General features: G+C 60.2%; 16 protein-coding genes and 1 pseudogene. 6 read left to right on the top strand and 11 right to left on the bottom strand.

Annotation, left to right across the window (positions count from 1 at the left end):
- Positions 1–57: 57 nt before the first annotated feature.
- Positions 58–2,271 carry a TonB-dependent receptor gene (locus PAF12_RS03920; RefSeq protein WP_271108700.1) on the top strand — a complete coding sequence of 738 codons (2,214 nt, stop codon included), beginning with the start codon at positions 58–60 and terminating at the stop codon, positions 2,269–2,271.
- 56 nt (positions 2,272–2,327) lie between these two features.
- Here the strand turns inward: PAF12_RS03920 and PAF12_RS03915 are convergent, their stop codons facing one another.
- The 11 genes and pseudogenes from PAF12_RS03915 to PAF12_RS03865 form a co-directional block, all read right to left on the bottom strand.
- Positions 2,328–3,611 carry an NnrS family protein gene (locus tag PAF12_RS03915; RefSeq protein ID WP_271108699.1) on the bottom strand — a complete coding sequence of 428 codons (1,284 nt, stop codon included), beginning with the start codon at positions 3,609–3,611 and terminating at the stop codon, positions 2,328–2,330.
- Positions 3,608–4,357, bottom strand: a complete 750-nt coding sequence (locus PAF12_RS03910; RefSeq protein WP_271108698.1) for an ABC transporter ATP-binding protein — start codon at positions 4,355–4,357, stop codon at positions 3,608–3,610. The genes PAF12_RS03915 and PAF12_RS03910 overlap by 4 nt, the downstream gene beginning before the upstream one ends.
- Positions 4,354–5,166: an ABC transporter permease gene (locus PAF12_RS03905; protein ID WP_271108697.1), complete on the bottom strand. Its 813-nt coding sequence runs from the start codon at positions 5,164–5,166 to the stop codon at positions 4,354–4,356. The genes PAF12_RS03910 and PAF12_RS03905 overlap by 4 nt, the downstream gene beginning before the upstream one ends.
- An 8-nt stretch (positions 5,167–5,174) precedes the next feature.
- Positions 5,175–6,170, bottom strand: coding sequence for an ABC transporter substrate-binding protein (locus PAF12_RS03900; RefSeq protein WP_271108696.1), 996 nt, complete (start codon positions 6,168–6,170; stop codon positions 5,175–5,177).
- Between the two features lie 347 nt (positions 6,171–6,517).
- Positions 6,518–6,922 (bottom strand): hypothetical protein, encoded by a 405-nt coding sequence (locus PAF12_RS03895; RefSeq protein WP_271108695.1) that lies wholly within the window; start codon positions 6,920–6,922, stop codon positions 6,518–6,520.
- The gene (locus PAF12_RS03890; RefSeq protein ID WP_271108694.1) at positions 6,919–8,241 is read right to left on the bottom strand and encodes a recombinase family protein; all 1,323 of its coding nucleotides are present in this window, start codon (positions 8,239–8,241) and stop codon (positions 6,919–6,921) included. The genes PAF12_RS03895 and PAF12_RS03890 overlap by 4 nt, the downstream gene beginning before the upstream one ends.
- An 87-nt stretch (positions 8,242–8,328) precedes the next feature.
- Positions 8,329–8,776, bottom strand: a pseudogene (locus PAF12_RS03885) (DUF2924 domain-containing protein).
- 453 nt (positions 8,777–9,229) lie between these two features.
- Entirely contained in the window at positions 9,230–10,114 is an 885-nt protein-coding gene (locus tag PAF12_RS03880) for a hypothetical protein (RefSeq protein WP_271108693.1), read from the bottom strand.
- Positions 10,114–10,224 carry an AlpA family transcriptional regulator gene (locus PAF12_RS03875; protein WP_271108692.1) on the bottom strand — a complete coding sequence of 37 codons (111 nt, stop codon included), beginning with the start codon at positions 10,222–10,224 and terminating at the stop codon, positions 10,114–10,116. The genes PAF12_RS03880 and PAF12_RS03875 overlap by 1 nt, the downstream gene beginning before the upstream one ends.
- Positions 10,225–10,425: 201 nt before the next feature.
- Positions 10,426–10,611: a hypothetical protein gene (locus PAF12_RS03870; RefSeq protein ID WP_271108691.1), complete on the bottom strand. Its 186-nt coding sequence runs from the start codon at positions 10,609–10,611 to the stop codon at positions 10,426–10,428.
- Positions 10,612–11,065: 454 nt separating this feature from the next.
- Positions 11,066–11,962: a LysR substrate-binding domain-containing protein gene (locus PAF12_RS03865; RefSeq protein WP_271108690.1), complete on the bottom strand. Its 897-nt coding sequence runs from the start codon at positions 11,960–11,962 to the stop codon at positions 11,066–11,068.
- Between the two features lie 177 nt (positions 11,963–12,139).
- Between PAF12_RS03865 and PAF12_RS03860 the strand changes: the two genes are divergently transcribed.
- The 5 genes from PAF12_RS03860 (at position 12,140) to PAF12_RS03840 (ending at position 16,856) form a co-directional block, all read left to right on the top strand.
- Entirely contained in the window at positions 12,140–13,150 is a 1,011-nt protein-coding gene (locus PAF12_RS03860) for a hydroxyacid dehydrogenase (protein ID WP_271108689.1), read from the top strand.
- 2 nt (positions 13,151–13,152) lie between these two features.
- Complete coding sequence (locus PAF12_RS03855) at positions 13,153–13,833, top strand: RraA family protein (RefSeq protein ID WP_271108688.1); 681 nt, start codon at positions 13,153–13,155, stop codon at positions 13,831–13,833.
- 26 nt (positions 13,834–13,859) lie between these two features.
- Positions 13,860–14,813: a tripartite tricarboxylate transporter substrate binding protein gene (locus PAF12_RS03850; protein ID WP_271108687.1), complete on the top strand. Its 954-nt coding sequence runs from the start codon at positions 13,860–13,862 to the stop codon at positions 14,811–14,813.
- A 65-nt stretch (positions 14,814–14,878) separates the two neighbouring features.
- Positions 14,879–15,340: a tripartite tricarboxylate transporter TctB family protein gene (locus tag PAF12_RS03845; protein ID WP_271108686.1), complete on the top strand. Its 462-nt coding sequence runs from the start codon at positions 14,879–14,881 to the stop codon at positions 15,338–15,340.
- A 7-nt stretch (positions 15,341–15,347) separates the two neighbouring features.
- Positions 15,348–16,856, top strand: coding sequence for a tripartite tricarboxylate transporter permease (locus PAF12_RS03840; protein WP_271108685.1), 1,509 nt, complete (start codon positions 15,348–15,350; stop codon positions 16,854–16,856).

Raw genomic sequence — 16,856 nt, 5'->3', positions numbered from 1 at the left:
AATATCCGCCAGCAATTGCCAGCCGCCCCCTGCCACCGCATTGCTGAAGGTCTGCTTATGGCAAATGATATAAGACGTTTTTACAGCCGGAAAGGCCTTGCGCTTTCCAAGCTGCTCGCTGGTGCAGCCCTGATCTGTTCCCCTGCTTTTTCGCAATCCGTCGCGCCGGGCGCGGTCATCGTGCTCGATCCGATCATCTTGCACGCCGAGAACCCGGACGATTTACGTTTCGCCGTGACCCCTGGCGGCGTTACCCGTATTGATCGCGGTGATACCCCGCGAAGCGAGGTCGCACCAAAACTATCCGATGCGCTCTCTTCTGTGCCCGGCGTCGTCACGCAGGAATTCTTTGGCGGAAACGATCAGCCGCGAATTCAGATCCGCGGCTCGGGTCAGCAGCAGAACCCTGCAGAGCGGGGTCTTTTGGTGTTAATGGATGGGATGCCGGTCAACCGCGCCGATGGAGCTTATGTTGTCGGCCTTGCCTCACCCGGACAGGCAGAAACGCTTGAAATCCTGCGCGGCAGCAGCGCCAACCGGCTTGGCGCAACCGTGCTGGGCGGTGCGATCAACCTCGTCTCCCCTTCCGGAGCATCGGCACCGGGTATGCGGCTTTCATTCGGCGGCGGCAGTTTCGAACGCAGCGATCTGGTTGCGAGCTATGGTGTCGACGGTCCTCGCGCCGATACGCTGCTGCGGTTTGAGCATTCGCAAAGCGACGGTTATCGCGATTACAATTCCTCCGCGCGGACCAGCATCGGCGGTAATGTCAGCCTGCAGACCGGGGCGGCGACCACCCGACTGTTCCTCAGCCATACCAGCCTTGAATTCGACATTGCCGGACCGCTGACATGGAACGCGGTGCAGAACGACCCGGAATCGAACCATACCGGCCCGGTGATCGTCGCTGGCAGGCCGACCAATCCCGGCCCCAATGTCCTGCGCGACCGCCCCAAACGCAAAACCGATCAGACGATGGCCGGGATGCGCAGCACTTGGGAGGACGGCCCGCATACATATGATCTCGGGTTCAGCCTGTCGCGCACGGATGACAGTTTCGGTTTCCCCGTTTCGGCCGGTTTCCGAGATACGGACAGCACCGACGCCACACTGATCGCGCGCTATACAATGCAAGGGAAAGGCGATCTGCCGCTATTTGAGGCGGGATTGAGTTGGTCGCGTGGCGAGGCGGATCGGGACTACTACCACAATCTGAATGGCCGTCGCGGGCCTGCCTTTGGCAGCAACCGGCTCAAATCAGGTTCACTGTCGCTCTATGCGGGTGGTAACATGGAGCTTGGCGAGTTCACCCTGTCCCCGTCATTGGCGTATATTTATGCCACGCGGGAAAACGACGATCTCTGGAATGCCGCGACAAGACCGACTGCGGGTTTCAACCCAATGAACCCAAGCCTGCCGCTTCCGGCGATCCCTGTCCCGAGCGCGAAAACAGATTATGACCGGAGCTATTCCGGGCTGGCTCCGTCAGTTGCGCTGTCATGGCGGCCCGCCGAGCGACAATTGGCCTGGGTGTCGCTGTCAAAGAGCTTTGAGCCGCCAACCCATGATGACCTGTTGGGCACGATAAACGGCACTGCGAATACGGGACCGGGTCGCCCCTCGCCCGTCAGCACCGGGGCGCTTTTCGCAACCCCCGATCTGGACGCGCAGGAATCGGTCACTCTGGAAATCGGCTGGCGGGGCGAAACCGACCGCTTCGCATGGGATGCCACAGCCTATCACTCTCGCCTGAAGAACGAATTGCTCTCTCTGCGTGATGTAACCGGCGCGGCAAGGGCATCGGTCAATGCCGACCGGACGATCCATAGCGGGATCGAGCTTGGTTTAAGCGGTGAACTGACCCCCGATCTCTCGACCCGGCTGGCATGGACATGGCAGGATTTCCGTTTCGATGACGATCCGATGCGTGGCGACAACCGGCTGGCAGGCGCACCGCGCAACGTCATCAGTCTGGCAATGGATTGGCAGGCAACGGAACGCTTCGCCGTTGGCGGCAAGCTGCATTGGGTGCCGGAGGAAACACCTGTGGATAACATGAACACCGTGTTTAACGACCCGTATGCTCTTGTCGATGTCAGCGCCTCCTATGCACTTTCCGATCAGGCAGAGATTTTTGGACGCGTCACCAATCTGTTCGATGAACGTTATGCGTCTTCGACACTGGTGGTCGATCAGGCCATGCCTCAGCAAGCCGCCTTCATCCCGGGTGAGGGTCGCGCCTTCTATCTGGGTACAAGGCTACGGTTCTAAGGAAGAGGATCACCAAAACAAAGACATCGCTGCCGGCTTGCACCATGCAACATGCATTATTCGGCGGCAGCGATTTCACATTCCCGTTCATCGGACGACAGCGGCATCATTGCGTCGCCCGACGCAGCTTCGGCAGGCGGGCTCGCGACAGATGCCAGATAAGGCCAGTATGCGCAGAGCCATATGAGGAAACCGAGCGCCCAGGCCAACGAAGAATACGCATATACCGAGCCGGGAAGAGCGATTCCAATATCCGGCATAATCCGAAGAATAACCGAGAGCAGAAGCATCAGAGCGCCCAATCGCACCGGCAATGAAAGGCCCAGGGACGGGTTGGTGTGCAAAAGACCGGCAATGCAGAAAACTGCATAGACACCCAGACCCAGCCCACCCATGAAGGTCACATGCAGCCCCGTCACCTCCGGCCAGGGCGCACCCAGCTTGGCCGCCCCGACCATCATCAGGCCCACCCCGGCCAAACCGCTGGAGCCCGCGAGAATCAAAATCTCCGCTCTGAACGCCTTCACCCCGATAAAGGCCTCCGCAACACGGTCCATGAAGGCAGCACCCGCGGCAAAAACCAGAAAGCCCGCAACTGCTGGCGATAGCCCCGCTGCCTGCCCAAATATCGCAACCAGAACCAAGCCAGCCGCCAGGTTCAGTCGTCCTGGATGGGGCCGGAACGGCGAGGTCGTCTCGGATGGATCAAGCACAAGATTGGTCACAGGCACAGTAATACGCGCCAATGCAAGGCCCAGAAGGCCAAGAAAGGCAAACCCAGAAAGTTGAATTGCGGTCGAGGCGCGCGCAATATCTCCGGTCAGAAACGAGATCCGCGCGACGGCGACACACCCCCACAACAGGAGCAGCCAAAAGGCAAAGGACAGCAAGTTGTCGGAGCGTTGCCTGACGGAAAGGCGGATGACATACAAGATAAGCGCAGCGATCCAGACCAGATCAGCAAGCGCACCGACAGCGCTCATTCCATCCCAGCCAAGCAGCCCAATCACGCGCCCACCACCCCATAAGGCTGCCAAGAGCCAAAGTGGGCGACCGCGCAGAGGCTCGGTATCCGTCCATTCCGGTATCGCCGTCGTCAGAAATCCGATCAGGGCCGCGCCAAATGCACCGACCAGCATTTCATGCGCATGCCAAAGCGAACTCGGGACCGTATGTGCAAGAGGCAATCCCAACTTCATCGCCAGCACCCAGAAGACTGGAAATAGCGCCGCATATGCTGCCGAAAGCGGAAAAAACAGACGAAACCCCTCATCCGCGAGCCTTCCGGGCAGCGTTTCCGGCATGATACGATGCCGCTTGCTATCGGGCTCATCATTCATGCCGTCTGCCTCTCGTCCACATCATGAATGTGCCGAAATATCGGATCCTGTCTGAGTGCCGCTTTTACCCAGTCATGCACGGTTTCGTCGGTTCTACCCGAAGGGGTGCCTTTCAATGACCTCGTACCCAAGACACCTCGACCGCGTGTGTCGAGTACCGCAATCCGATGCGAAAGCCGCGCTGCCTCCTCCAGATCATGGGTAATAAACAATCCGGCAATACCCTTATCCGCGCAGGTCGCAATCACCAGATCCTGCATGCGCCGCCTGAGCGCCACGTCAAGCGCGGTAAAGGGCTCATCGAAGAAGATGAAGTCCGGATTGGCCGCAAGCGCCCGCGCAATCGCGACGCGCTGTTTCATCCCGCCTGACAACTCACCGGGATATTTCTTCAGATCGTCGGGATCTAGTGCGACCTCTTCAGCAACTTCCGCGACACGTCTGCGCCTCATCGACCGCGACCAGCCTGCCCGCACAAGAGAATAGCCGATATTCGACGATGCCGTGCGCCACGGCATCAGCCGAGGTTCCTGAAACACCATCGCATGCCGGGTATAGCCGCGCAGGACACGACCGGTACGCGGCTCCGACAGCCCGGCAGAAAGATGTGCGAGTGTGGATTTGCCGCAGCCCGAAGGACCGACCAGCGCCAAGATCTCGCCTGCCGCAATGTCGATATTTATACGGTCAAGCACCGTGCGCCCGAAATAGGACTGCCCGATATTTTCAAGACGCAGAACACTCATCTCTTGACGCCCCACGGACGGGTCGCGCGCCGCCATCGCTCCAACTCGCCACGCAGCGGCTGTATCAGCGAGTATTCGACCACCACCAGCAGCGTCACGGCCACTGCGACCCATGCGAGCGCCTGCGCAATGTCGAGTTGAACCCGTGCGTCGCCAAGCGCGCCACCAATTCCCCCCGCATTGGCCAGCAATTCTGACATCACAGCGACTTTGAACGCCATCCCAAGCGCCAGGCTGAGCGCGGGAAAAATCGCGCTGGCAGCCTGCGGCAATGCCGCGTCAAGGAACCGGTGCAGCGGTCCGGCACCGAAAACCCGCGCCATCGCGTCCAGTCCGCGATCACGCGTCGCAATACCTTCAGCCGCTCCGGCAAATATGATCGGCAGGGCAGAAACAAGAATGACCACTCTCACCGTAGCGTCGGTGCCTCCGAACCAGATCATCGCCAGCACGATCCAGGCAATAGGCGGGACCCCAAGCAGCACTGTCAGCAAAGGCTGACATAAACGCAGCACGGCCGGACAGTACCCTGCAACGACACCGGCGATGATGCCGGTGACGGCGGCCAGAAAAAATCCAGTGACCGCGCGCTGCAGTGTCAGCAGTGCAATGTCCCAAGATGAGGGATCTGCAGCAAGAACCCCCATTGCCCGCAGCGTATCGAGCGGTGCCGTCAGAATGAACGGGCCGTAAGCCTCATGGCCCGCCTGCCAGAGCGCCGCCAACAGGCAAAGTGCAGCCAGGCCTGCCCAGCCGGACCAGAGGGCACGCAGAACGACGCCCAGCCTGTCCAGAAGCGCGGCCCCCATCATCGGCTTCAGAGATAAAATTCTTCGCCGGGCATTTTACCGCCGATGCGGCCCAGATCATCGCCAGCCATGGCGCGGAACATCGCCTCGATTTCACTCCGGACCTCCGAGGCGTTTCGCGCAACAAGGCGGGAGTTTGGCACGGATTCCGCGATAACTGGGACCGGCAGACCCAGCACCCCTGTCGCATTTGCCGCTGCAGCCTCCGGATCGGCCAGCACCTCCGGCAGCGTCTCGCGAATTGCGGCGCGTATCGGTTCCACCAAACCGGAAGCCTCGGCATAGATTGCTTCGGTCAATGCCAGACCGGCCATGGGCAGAACTGCGGGTCCGCCCGTCATCGCCCCCCACTCTGCGGTGATGTCGATCACGCGGGTTACATCCTTGCCTGCTTGCCGACCTTGTATCACCGCGGCACTCGCAGCAGGCTCCACCACCATTGCGGCTTCAACCCGGCCCGCAAGCAAAAGTTGCACCGCCTCAACCGGCGTACCGGCATAGCTCACCGTCAGATCCTCCTCGCCGAGGCCGTGATGGCGCAGCAATTGTGTGAATAGGATTTCCGGCGTGTCCCCGCGGAACGGAACCGCGACGCTGCGCCCGGCGAGGTCGGGGATCGCCCCGATCTCGCGATCCTCCGAAAGAACATAAAGCAGGCCTTCCGTCATGATATTGGCCAGACGAATCGGAAAGCCGCGGTTATAAAGATTCGCTGCAAGCTGCGCTGGCACCACCGATGCGACGATCTGCCCAGAGGTCAGGCCTGCACGCAACTCATCCGGCGTGCGCCAGGCCGTCATCGTTGCGGCTGTAGCGATGTCAGCGAAACGATCCGTCGCAACCGCATGAGCCAGTGTTACCGAGGGTCCTGCGGGCGGCCCGAAAAGCGCAAGCTGGTCAAGTCGATCTTGCGCACGCAGCAGCCCAGGAAGCGCCACAGCAGATGCCGAAACCACTGCACCCCTCAGGAGGGCCCGGCGATTGAGGGACTGTCTTGATGTCATGAGTTGCTCCTTCAGAATGGAACCGGGGGATAATGACCAAACCCTCGGGTAGTTTGGAGGGGTACGGGTTCATATCCGATTGCACCTGCGGCGACGATAAACCCTGCAGCACCAAGGATAGACCAAAGCCAAACCGCATTAGGCTGGGTATCTCTGGGGCTGGATTGCTTTGCAAATCACCCAGAATTGGAATTGTAAATACCTATTATCGCGGCCAAGGACGCCCTGCAATAGAAATCCTATAAAATTACTCTGAATACAATATAAATTTATTATTTTCAATTGATTAAGCCGATATTTTAGAATTCGCTGTCATGACAAACCGCTTTGTCCTCTGCGAGTTTAGTTTAGCCTAGGTTTCGTTCGATGCTGCCAAAGCCCTTTCGCTGTTTTGCCCATTCCATCGCAAACGGTTCCAGCACCTGCGCGAGCGTCAACTCCGGCCCCTGCTTTCCTTCCAGGATTGCCTCGACGATGTCGGGTGCGAGCAGCGTCAGGCGCAGCACGCGGGTCGTGTAGGACAGCGCGATCCCCTCGCGTTCGGCCAGTTCGGCGATGGTGGTGAACTCTCCGGACTCCAGCATCTGCTTCCAGCGGAAGGCGCGGGCCAGTGCCTTGATCACTGTGTTGTCGGGTGCGCGTTTCTGTTTCGCATTCTCAGGCAGCTGGAATTCCTTCCTCCCGCCGCGTTTTACAATGTGGAACGGAACATGGATGGTAACGGTCTCCGGGACCGGGGTGGTCCGGGTCATGCGGCGGCTTCGACGTCTTGCGCGATTTCGCGGGCCAGTGCCGTCATCCCGTTGACCCGCAGCCGGACATTCAGGGCCTCGGTGCCGATGTCCACACGCTCGACCAGCAGCGCCACGATGCGCGCCTGTTCGGCGGGGAAGAGCTCATCCCACAGCGAGTCGAACTGCTGCAGGGCTTCGCGGATGTCATTTTCGGTGATGTCCCCATCCTGCATCCGCACAGCCTTCCCTGTCCCTGCGACGATCTCGGGCTGGCGGAAGACAGCGCGCAGCTGGTCGATGACCGCAGCCTCGATCTCGCCCGCTGGCACACGGCCGTCCGGGCATGATCCGGCACCATGTTTCAGCACGGTCTGGCTGACATAATAGCGATAGAGCCGGCCACCCTTGCGCGTATGGGTCGGCGAGAAGGCCGCGCCATCGGGACCGAACAGCAGCCCCTTCAGCAGCGCAGGCGTATCGGCGCGAGTCCGGGCGGCGCGCTTGCGGGGACTTTCCTGCAAGATGGCGTGGACGCGCTCCCATGTCTCGCGGTCGATGATGGCGTCGTGCTCGCCGGGATAGCTGTTACCCTTGTGGACCGCCTCGCCGATATAGGCGCGGTTGTTGAGCATGCGGTAGAGGTATTTCTTGTCGATCCGGTTGCCGCGCGGCGAGCGGATGCCCCGCGTTGCGACCTCCCGCGCCAGTTCCGTGCAGGACCCGACCTCGAGGAAACGGGCGAAGATCCAGCGGACATGTTCGGCGCGTTTCTGGTCAACCAGCAATTTCCGGTTTTCCACCCGGTAGCCGTAGGGCGGCACCCCGCCCATCCACATGCCCTTCTTGCGGCTGGCGGCGACCTTGTCGCGGATCCTCTCGGCGGTCACCTCCCGCTCGAACTGAGCGAAGCTGCGCAGAATGTTCAGCGTCAGCCGGCCCATTGAGGTGGTGGTGTTGAAGGATTGCGTGACGCTGACGAACGTCACGCCGTTGCGGTCGAAGACCTCGACCAGCCTGGCGAAGTCGGCCAGCGACTGGCTGAGGCGGTCGATCTTGTAGACCACGACGACATCGACCAGCCCGTCCTCGATGTCTTCCAGCAGCCGCTTCAGGCCGGGGCGGTCCAGCGTGCCGCCGGAGATACCTCCATCGTCATACTGATCCCGGACCGGCACCCAGCCCTCGGAGCGCTGGCTGGCAATGTATGCCTCGCAGGCCTCTCGCTGGGCGTGAAGCGAGTTGAACTCCTGCTCCAACCCTTCCTCGGAGGATTTCCGGGTGTAGACCGCGCAGCGCAGCTTGCGAACGATCTTCGATTTTTCCGGAGCCATCGTCATCCCCGTCCCCTGTGGTTCCTTTGCCGGCCCGATGCTTGCGCATCGTGCGTACGGCGCTGCGGAGGCTCCACCGGAGCCTCCGCTGGCCTACGGCCACCGCGCCTTAACCCCAAAGAACACCCAGCCGTTCCAACGCATCCCGGTGATGGCCCGCGCAATGGCGGAGAGCGATCTGTAGGGCCGCCCCTGCCATTCGAAGCCGTCAGTAGGACGGTGACGACATGCTCGACCCCCTGCCATTCGCGCAGCAGCCGCGTGCCGGTAATGGGACGGTCGCGGTCGGCGCGGATACCGCGTTTCGTCTTGTCTCCGCCGTCGAGCTCCTCGCCCAGCCGCTCCAGCCGCCGGATGGTCTCCGGCTTCAGCCCGCCATAGGCCAGTTCCTGAATGCGGTAAGCCAGCCGGGCTTCGAGATAGCGCCGGTTGAACGGGGCGGTTCGCTGTCGAACAGGTCACGCCATTGCCGCTTCAGATCGGCCGTGGGAGTCGCCTTGAGCGCGGCCAGCCGCGCGGGAATGGGATCATGCGTCGTCATCGGGACCTCCGGTTCGTCGTGTCGGAGTACCGCTCTCCGGCGGCAGATTGTGTAGTCGAACGATCTCTGATCATGCCGGCTGTCTCATATTGGTCGCGGTCGCGGCAGCGCAGGCGCAACAGACCCAGCGCCAACAGGTGACAGAGGGTGCGGAGGCGCTCACTTGTGTCCATCCGGTCGGGGGGCAGCGGATTGGGACGTTTCACCGGACCGGCACCGTCAGCCAGCTGCGGGCGCTGAGCCGGACGTGCAACTCATCTGGCCTCTCACAACTGCGAACCTCCCTGCGAACCCGGGTGCGAACCCGCGAACCCAACTGCGAACCCAAAAAAATTCCCTGGAACTGGTGATCTCGCGCGCTTCCGCCCCCCGCATGGGATATGCCCCCGGAAGGACCCGTAACCTCGGCTGCATCCCGTACCTTGATGTGCACCGCTGGTGCTTGATGGATCATCAGCATGCCGGGCCCCCCTCCAAAGCGCCACGCTGCCGGGCCAGTTCCTCCAGCGCGCGTTGCAGCGCCCGCCGGGTCTCTGCCGTGGCCAGATCGGCCGTTGTCGGACCAGACGGCACCGGTTGCGGCGCTTGCGCCGCCTCAGGCAACTCCACCGCTGCCCTTCTTCGGCTACCCGCATATTCCGCAATGGCATCCTCGAAATAGCGCCAGCTTCGTATGGCCCTGGGCCGGTAGCGCGACGCCGCCTTCCGGCGCAACACCGGCAGGATATCGGCCTCAGGCGAGTACCCTTCCCCCACAAGGTCGATCAACGTCAGATGATCGCAGCGCAGCCGTTCCAGATCGGCATCGCCGGGCCAGTTTCCCAGCGCCCGGATGCAAAGCTCCAGAATCTCTTCTTCAGCAGAAGTCGTATTTAATTCAGAGTCTTTATTATGCGCTGCAATCCGTTCCGCATCACGCAGCAGGATTTGCGCCCTCTCGATCTCAAGCCGATCCCGCCCGCCGGGCTCCTTGACATATCGCCCGAAGACCGGGTGGCCGGAAATCGGAATCGCCTTGCGTTCGCCCCAGCCGACCAGGTGATAGACGCTGCTGATCCTCTGAAAATCCGTCTGCCTGCCGATCAGCCTGACCAGACCGAAATGGCGCAGAATGCGGAGGTCGTTCGACACACTGCGCTTCGAGCATCCGAGTTCTCTGGCCAGCACCTCCTGGCGATAGCTGCAGCAGCCGAATTCATCGCTGCGGCGGGCAAGCAATTGCAGCAGGGATCTGGGGCCGAGTTGCAGGCAGCAGATGTCTTCAGCCCAGCGCAGTGGTCGCAGGTTGACGTAAGAACCACGGCCGGTCTGCGGGAATTTACCAACCCTGCCAGCCATCACAGCGCCCTTCGCGCGCGGCTTTCCAGCCATGCACCCACGTCCGAGCGTTTCCAGCCGACAGCACGTTTGCCGAGCCTGATCGGCACCGGGAAATCTCCCTCGGCCATCGCCTTGTAGATTCAGCTGCGGCCCATGCCGACGGCCTGCATCACCCGCGGCAGTCTCCAGATTTCTTCGGTCATTTCAGTCCTTCTCTCGCTTTATCTGCGCTGAGTCGGACCCTGACGGAAACTGTGGAAACGGTCGTGGATGATTTAATCGGGCGATTTAATCATCTACCCGCGAACCCAGGGTTCGCACCCCGGGTTTCAATCCGGCTTGTCCCGGTTGAACCAGATGTACTTGATCATGGAATAGCTCTGAGGCCGCATCCGCAGCCGAACCATCGCATCTGCAACGATGGCACAGGCGCTGATGTCTTTCTCCAGAGCTTCGTTATGCGTCAGGCGGAGGCCATGGATGACGATCAGATCCTCGATCACACTGCAGATCATCTATGCCCATAGCGGCAGCGCCGTCGCGCTGCGACTAGTCCTATCGCCGAAACCGAGGTAAGGCGGTATCGAAGCTGTTCGACAGGATCGGGAGGCTTATGACCTGCCGCCTAGGTCTTCACGGCCCCCGGCGCTGTCGCAGATATGATGGTCCCGGCCTGGCTCCGGCACCGCCTCTCGGGCCGATTTCTCATTCTGTCTCCAGTCTTTTGACCTTGCCCAGCGCCTCCTTCTTGCGTTCCACATGAGGCTGAGCCTCGCGCGCATATCAAGTCACACATTGCCGGTCAGAGCGGCAGAAAAGCGGAAGGGGGCGGAAGTCGCGGAGAAGAGTGCCACTATGATCTTAGCAGATCTGCAGAGATCCAGAAATTAATCAACTCTTGGTAATTTGATACTCGATCTCAGCTCTGTCGCTCAGACCCTGTATTATCGATAAATGACAACTTTGTTTTTACGGAGTTAACTCTCTTTCAACGCCATATTCACCGCAGAAACCGGCCAGAACCTCGTGCATTTGAGCAATGATCTCCGTGCGGGGCGCGACAGTTCGTTCGACGATGCCGATCTGCCTTGTGATCTGGGGGTGTCCGAAGGGAAGCTTCAGTAAGTCCTGATCTTCCACCTCTTGCAAGGCGACATGTGGGACAACGGAGATACCCATACCTTGGCGTACGCAGGTCACGATTGCACCGACTGTATCAATTTCTGCAACGTCGTTCGGCACAACGCCCAATCGCGATATCTCGGTGTCAATCATATTGGCCAAGGGAACGGCACTGCGAAAGCGGACATAGGGCCTGGAATTCAATAAAGCGATGGGATCAGCACCTTCGGTGCCTTTAGGCGCAATCAGCCAGAGCGGTTCTCGCAGAAACGGGCTCCACCTCAGCGCGGACGGAAATCCGACATGCTCAGCCACGACGGCAGCATCCAGACGACCTGCGGCGACATCAGCAATCAGGATTGACGAAAGCGAGACCCGGAGATTCGTCTTCAGATCTGGGAAAAGGCTACGCATTTTCACAATGGCTTGGGGAAGCAGGTTCAAAGCACTGGACCTGACGGAACCAAGCATCAAAGTGCCTGAGATCCTGTCGCCCTTCAGACTCGCCTTGGTGTCGTCTTCCAGTCGCAGGATATCCTTGGCCATCTCCAGAACCTGCAGTCCATTTGGCGTCAGCTTAGGCGGGCGCGAACTGCGCTCGAAGAGCGAGGTATTCAGCTCCTGTTCAAGCGCATGCACCTGCTGACTGACGGCTGATGGAGTCAGGCCGACAATATCGGCAGCCCTTGCGAAAGTGCCGTGGGTTGAGATTGCGATCAGGGTTTTTAGCTGGCGCGTGTCCATTCATAAATCCAGATTTTCTTAATTTATAGATGATAATTATTCGCTGTCATTAAGCAAGACTATTCTTTATTTCGATAAAGAGGAGATAACCGCGTCCGCTGGAGGGCTGCGCGGAGCACAAGCAAAAAATGATTACAACTCACGCCCTGCGCCGCAGGGTGCATGGAGACGAATGCGATGAGCAAAGCGATCCTGGTTACCGGTCCCGATCTGGACCCAAGTGCTGCGAAATTTGTTGCCGAGCGCGGCTATAGGACGGTTCACACGCCCGCCTACGCCGACAGCGAGGTGATCTCTGCTCATCTTCGGGAATCCGGGGCAGTCGGCATCGTATCGCGTATGGGCCGGGTGGATGCCAGTGTCATGGATGCGGCACCACAGTTGCGGGTGATTTCAAAACATGGTGTCGGCGTCGACAATATCGACCTGAAGGCCGCGGCCGAGCGGAATATACCTGTCCTTGTCGCGACGGGCGCAAATGCCGTTTCCGTGGCCGAGCATGCGATTGCCTTGATGCTGGCGAGCATTAAGAAGATCCTGCCACTTGATGCCAGCCTGCGTGCGGGTCGCTGGGACAAGCCGGGTTTTCAGGGTCGTGAGCTGAGAGGCTCGACCCTTGCGTTGCTGGGCATGGGTTCGATCGCACAAGCAACGGGCGAAATTGCCAAGGGCCTGGGCCTTAATCTCGTCGGCTATGATCCCTACGCACCCGATGATGCTTTTGAACGGCTGGGAGCTGAGCGCTTTGAGACATTCGAAGAGATTCTGCCCCGCGCCGATATACTTAGCCTGCACAGCCCGCTGACCGATCAAACGCGCCAGATCATCAATGCCAAGGCCATCGCGGCGATGCCTGAGGGCAGCTATGTCATCAACACCGCACGCGGGGGCCTCATCGATGAGGACGCGCTGCTCGCGGCTGTGCAATCGGGGCATCTGGCGGGGGCTGGACTTGATTCCTTTGCGGTCGAACCGCCTTCCTCAGACCATCCGTTCTGGGCGGAGCCGCGAATTGTCGTAACCCCTCATATCGGCGGGGTCACTCGCGAGGCCGGTGCCCGTGTTGGCGTCGATGCGGTCAGTGGGATCTTTCAGATACTCGAAGGTCAGCCGGTTCCTGCCGCACGCATTGCCAATCGCGACATGCTGACTGATGCCGCCAAATCTCTTGTCACATCGGAGGAATGAATATGTCCGTAGGGTTTCGTATCTTGAACCGAAAATCGACTGCGCCAAAAAAACTTGTCGACGCCTTTGCCAAGCTGCCGGTCGCCAATGTCTCCGACGCCATGAACAGGGTGACGGCGGCAGGGCCTAGACTGCGTCCGATGCACGCCTCAGGCGGCATGGCTGGCGTGGCGCTGACGGTGCGGTCTCGCCCCGGTGACAACCTGATGCTGCATAAAGCCATCGACCTTGCCGAGCCCGGCGACGTGATCGTTGTCGATGCTGGCGGTGATCTGACCAACGCGCTGATGGGCGAGTTGATGCTGGCCTATGCCGTCAAGCGCGGCGTGGCTGGCTTCGTGTTGAACGGAGCGATCCGAGATGTGGACGCGTTTGTTTCGACAAACCTGCCGACCTTTGCGGCAGGCGTAACGCATCGCGGTCCCTACAAGGACGGACCGGGCGAGATCAACGTACCGATCAGTCTGGACGGCATGGTGATCGAGCCCGGCGATATTGTCATAGGCGATTCCGACGGAGTGCTGGCCGTGCCGCTGGCCGATGCTGAGGAGATCCTGAAAAAGACGTTGGCCAAACAGGATGCCGAGGCGCGCCAAATGAAGGCCATCTCGGAAGGCACCAATGACCGTGCCTGGGTTGATGCAGCGCTGAATGAGCGTGGCTGCACATTTCCACAAGACTAACCAAGCGAAGGAAAGGGAGGACCAACATGTTTCGCAACTTGAAGAAGACCGCACTGATCGGTGCGCTGATCATGACTGCCGGCACCGCTGCCGCTGAATACCCGGAAAAGCCTATTGAGGTGATCGTCGGCTTTTCGGCCGGGGGCGGCACCGATGTGATGGCGCGCACTGTCGCGCCGTTCCTTGAGAAATACCTAGGCGACGGCGCCAGCGTTGTCGTCAAGAACGTGCCGGGTGCCAGCGGGCAGATCGGCGTTACAGAAACCGCCGAGGCTGATCCCGACGGCTATACCATCGGCACCTATAACCTGCCGGGCATGATGGCGCGGACGCTGGATCGCGAGGCGGGCTATGATGCCGACAGCTTCACCTATCTCGCTAACGTGGTGAACGATCCGAACGTCATCGTGACCTCGAAAGCCAGTGGGCTGGACACGTTCGACAAGCTTCTGGAAGCGGCTAAGGCTGAACCCGGCGCGGTGACGGTGGGCATGTCCAGCCTTGGCGGCGACGACCATTTCATGCTGACCAAGCTGCAGAACCTGACCGAAACCGAATTCACCATCGTCCCGTTCCGCGGTTCGGCACCGGCCCGCACGGCGCTGATGGGCGGTCATGTCGCGATGGGCATTCTGAACATCTCTGAGGTCGCCAGCTTTAAGGATGAGATCAACATCCTTGGGATCGCTCAGAACGAGCGTTCGGACTTCGCGCCTGATGTAGCGACCTTCAAGGAGCAGGGCGTCGATTTGATCAACGGTTCGATGCGTGGCTTCGTTGCCCCTGCGGGTCTGCCCGAGGATGTATCGGCCAAGCTGCTGGAGGCGTTCGGCCAATTGGCCAGCGACGAAGAATTTGCCGCCGCCATGACCGCCACAGCCAACCCGGTCGAAGTCGTCGTCGGCGCAGACTTCCAGTCGCTGAATGCCGAGACGCTCGATCTGGCAAAAACGGTCTGGGACGAAACTCCCTGGCAGTAATACTTGCGCGGCGCGGGTGCGAAGTCCCGCGCTGCCAACTCACCCCGAGACAAGGAGCTGAAATAATGTCCAATCCGGACCGTTCTCGCCTGCTGAGGCCCGAGACACTGACGGCCATCGGGATTTTCGTCGCGGCTGCTGTATTTATCGTTCCGACCTTCGATCTGCCACCTATGGCGGCGCTGCTTCCGGCCGCAATGCTGGTTTCGCTAATGATCCTCGCGGCCTTTCTGCTGGTCAATGATCAACGCAAGGCTGCCGCAGGTGAACCCGCAGAGACAATGACCCGGTCGCCGAAACGGGTCGCCTTGGCCTTCGGACTGGTTGTCCTGTACGCACTATCGGTCGATTTCATAGGGTTTTATGTCAGCACAGCAATCTCGGTACCTCTGGTTGCCTATGTCTTTGGCTTTCGCAACCCCGTCGGGTTGGCAACTGCGACGGTAATTGTGCTGGCCGCTATCTATCTGATCTTCAGCATTGCGATGTCGCAGGAATTCCCTGCAGGTCGCCTTTGGGGAAATTGAGGGCGCCATGTATTCCGATCTTCTTCAATCACTTCCTGCGGTCCTGACCTTCGCGAACTTCGCGGCAGTCATCATCGGCGTGGTGGCAGGTATCGTTGTCGGCGCCCTGCCTGGGCTGAGCGCGACGATGGCGATCTCGGTTCTGGTGCCTTTCACCTTCGGGCTCGACCCATTGGTCGCGCTTGGCCTGATGGCTGGCATCTATAATGGCGCCATGTATGGCGGGGCAATTCCGGCCGTTCTCTTGCGCATTCCCGGTACGCCGGCTGCCGTCGCAACCAGTTTTGACGGCTATCCGATGGCCCAAAAAGGTGAGGGCGGATTTGCGTTGCAGGTCGCGGTCGTTTCATCCGCGATTGGCGGCATTGCAAGTGCATTCGCCCTGATGCTGCTCGCCCCGCCACTCTCCAAGGTCACGCTGCTCTTCGGCCCCGCGGAGGTGTTTTGGGTCGCGGTTTTCGGGCTCTGCAGCATCATCTTCCTGCTGGGTGGCAGCGTCGTCAAAGGCCTGATCAGTGCCTGTTTCGGGGTTTTCGTCTCGGTTATCGGTTCGGATCCGATCCTCGGTGTCGACCGCTACACCTTCGGCAAGCTGGAGATGCTGGACGGCATCAATATCGTCATCCTGCTGGTTGGGCTTTACGCACTGCCGCCGGTGATCGACCTGCTGGAAACGCCGCTGAAAACCGATGGTTCGGCCAGCGACAATCTGGGGACCGAGCCGATCTGGAAGGCCCTGCCTCGCATGTTCGGTTTCTGGAAAACCTGGCTGCGCGGATCGCTGATCGGCATCTGGATCGGCATTCTCCCCGGCGCGGGCGGTTCAATGGCGGCCTTCATGTCCTATAACGAGGCGCGCCGCACCAGCAAGACACCCGAAACCTGGGGGAACGGCGAGCCCGAGGGCGTGGCTGCGGCTGAGACTGCGAATAATGCCGACACGGCATCAGCACTGATCCCGGCACTCACACTGGGCATTCCAGGCACCGCGGTCGCCGCAGTCATGCTGGGTGGCCTGCTGATCCACGGGTTGCAGCCGGGGCCGATGCTGTTCCGCGACAACCCCGATGTGGTTTTTGGCTTCATGTGGCAGTTCCTCTTCGGGGCGATCCTATTGATCTTCGTGGGCGGCAGCCTTGCGACGAACAGCTTTGCAAAACTGCTGAAACTGCCGCGTCCGCTTCTGGGATCGGTCATCATCGTACTGATGCTGATCGGCGTCTATTCGATCAATGGCCGCATGTTCGACGTCTACCTGATGCTGGGCTTCGGCGCGATCGGCTATGTCATGGACAAGCTGAAATTCCCGCTGCCGCCAGTGGTGCTGGGACTGATCCTAGGTGCCTTCGCCGAGGAAAACCTGCGCCTCGCGCTTAGAATCGGTCGCGGCAACTGGGGCGTTCTGTTCCAGAATACGACCAGCTTGATCCTTGTCGCGATGACGCTGGCCGTGGTCTTCGGCCCGTCCCTGAAGCGCCGTTTCTTCAAGGGCAAGAAGATCGAGGGGGAGGGCTGA

The sequence above is a fragment of the Paracoccus sp. SCSIO 75233 genome (assembly GCF_027912675.1).
Taxonomy (GTDB): domain Bacteria; phylum Pseudomonadota; class Alphaproteobacteria; order Rhodobacterales; family Rhodobacteraceae; genus Paracoccus.
This window is presented reverse-complemented; position numbering and strand designations above follow the sequence as displayed.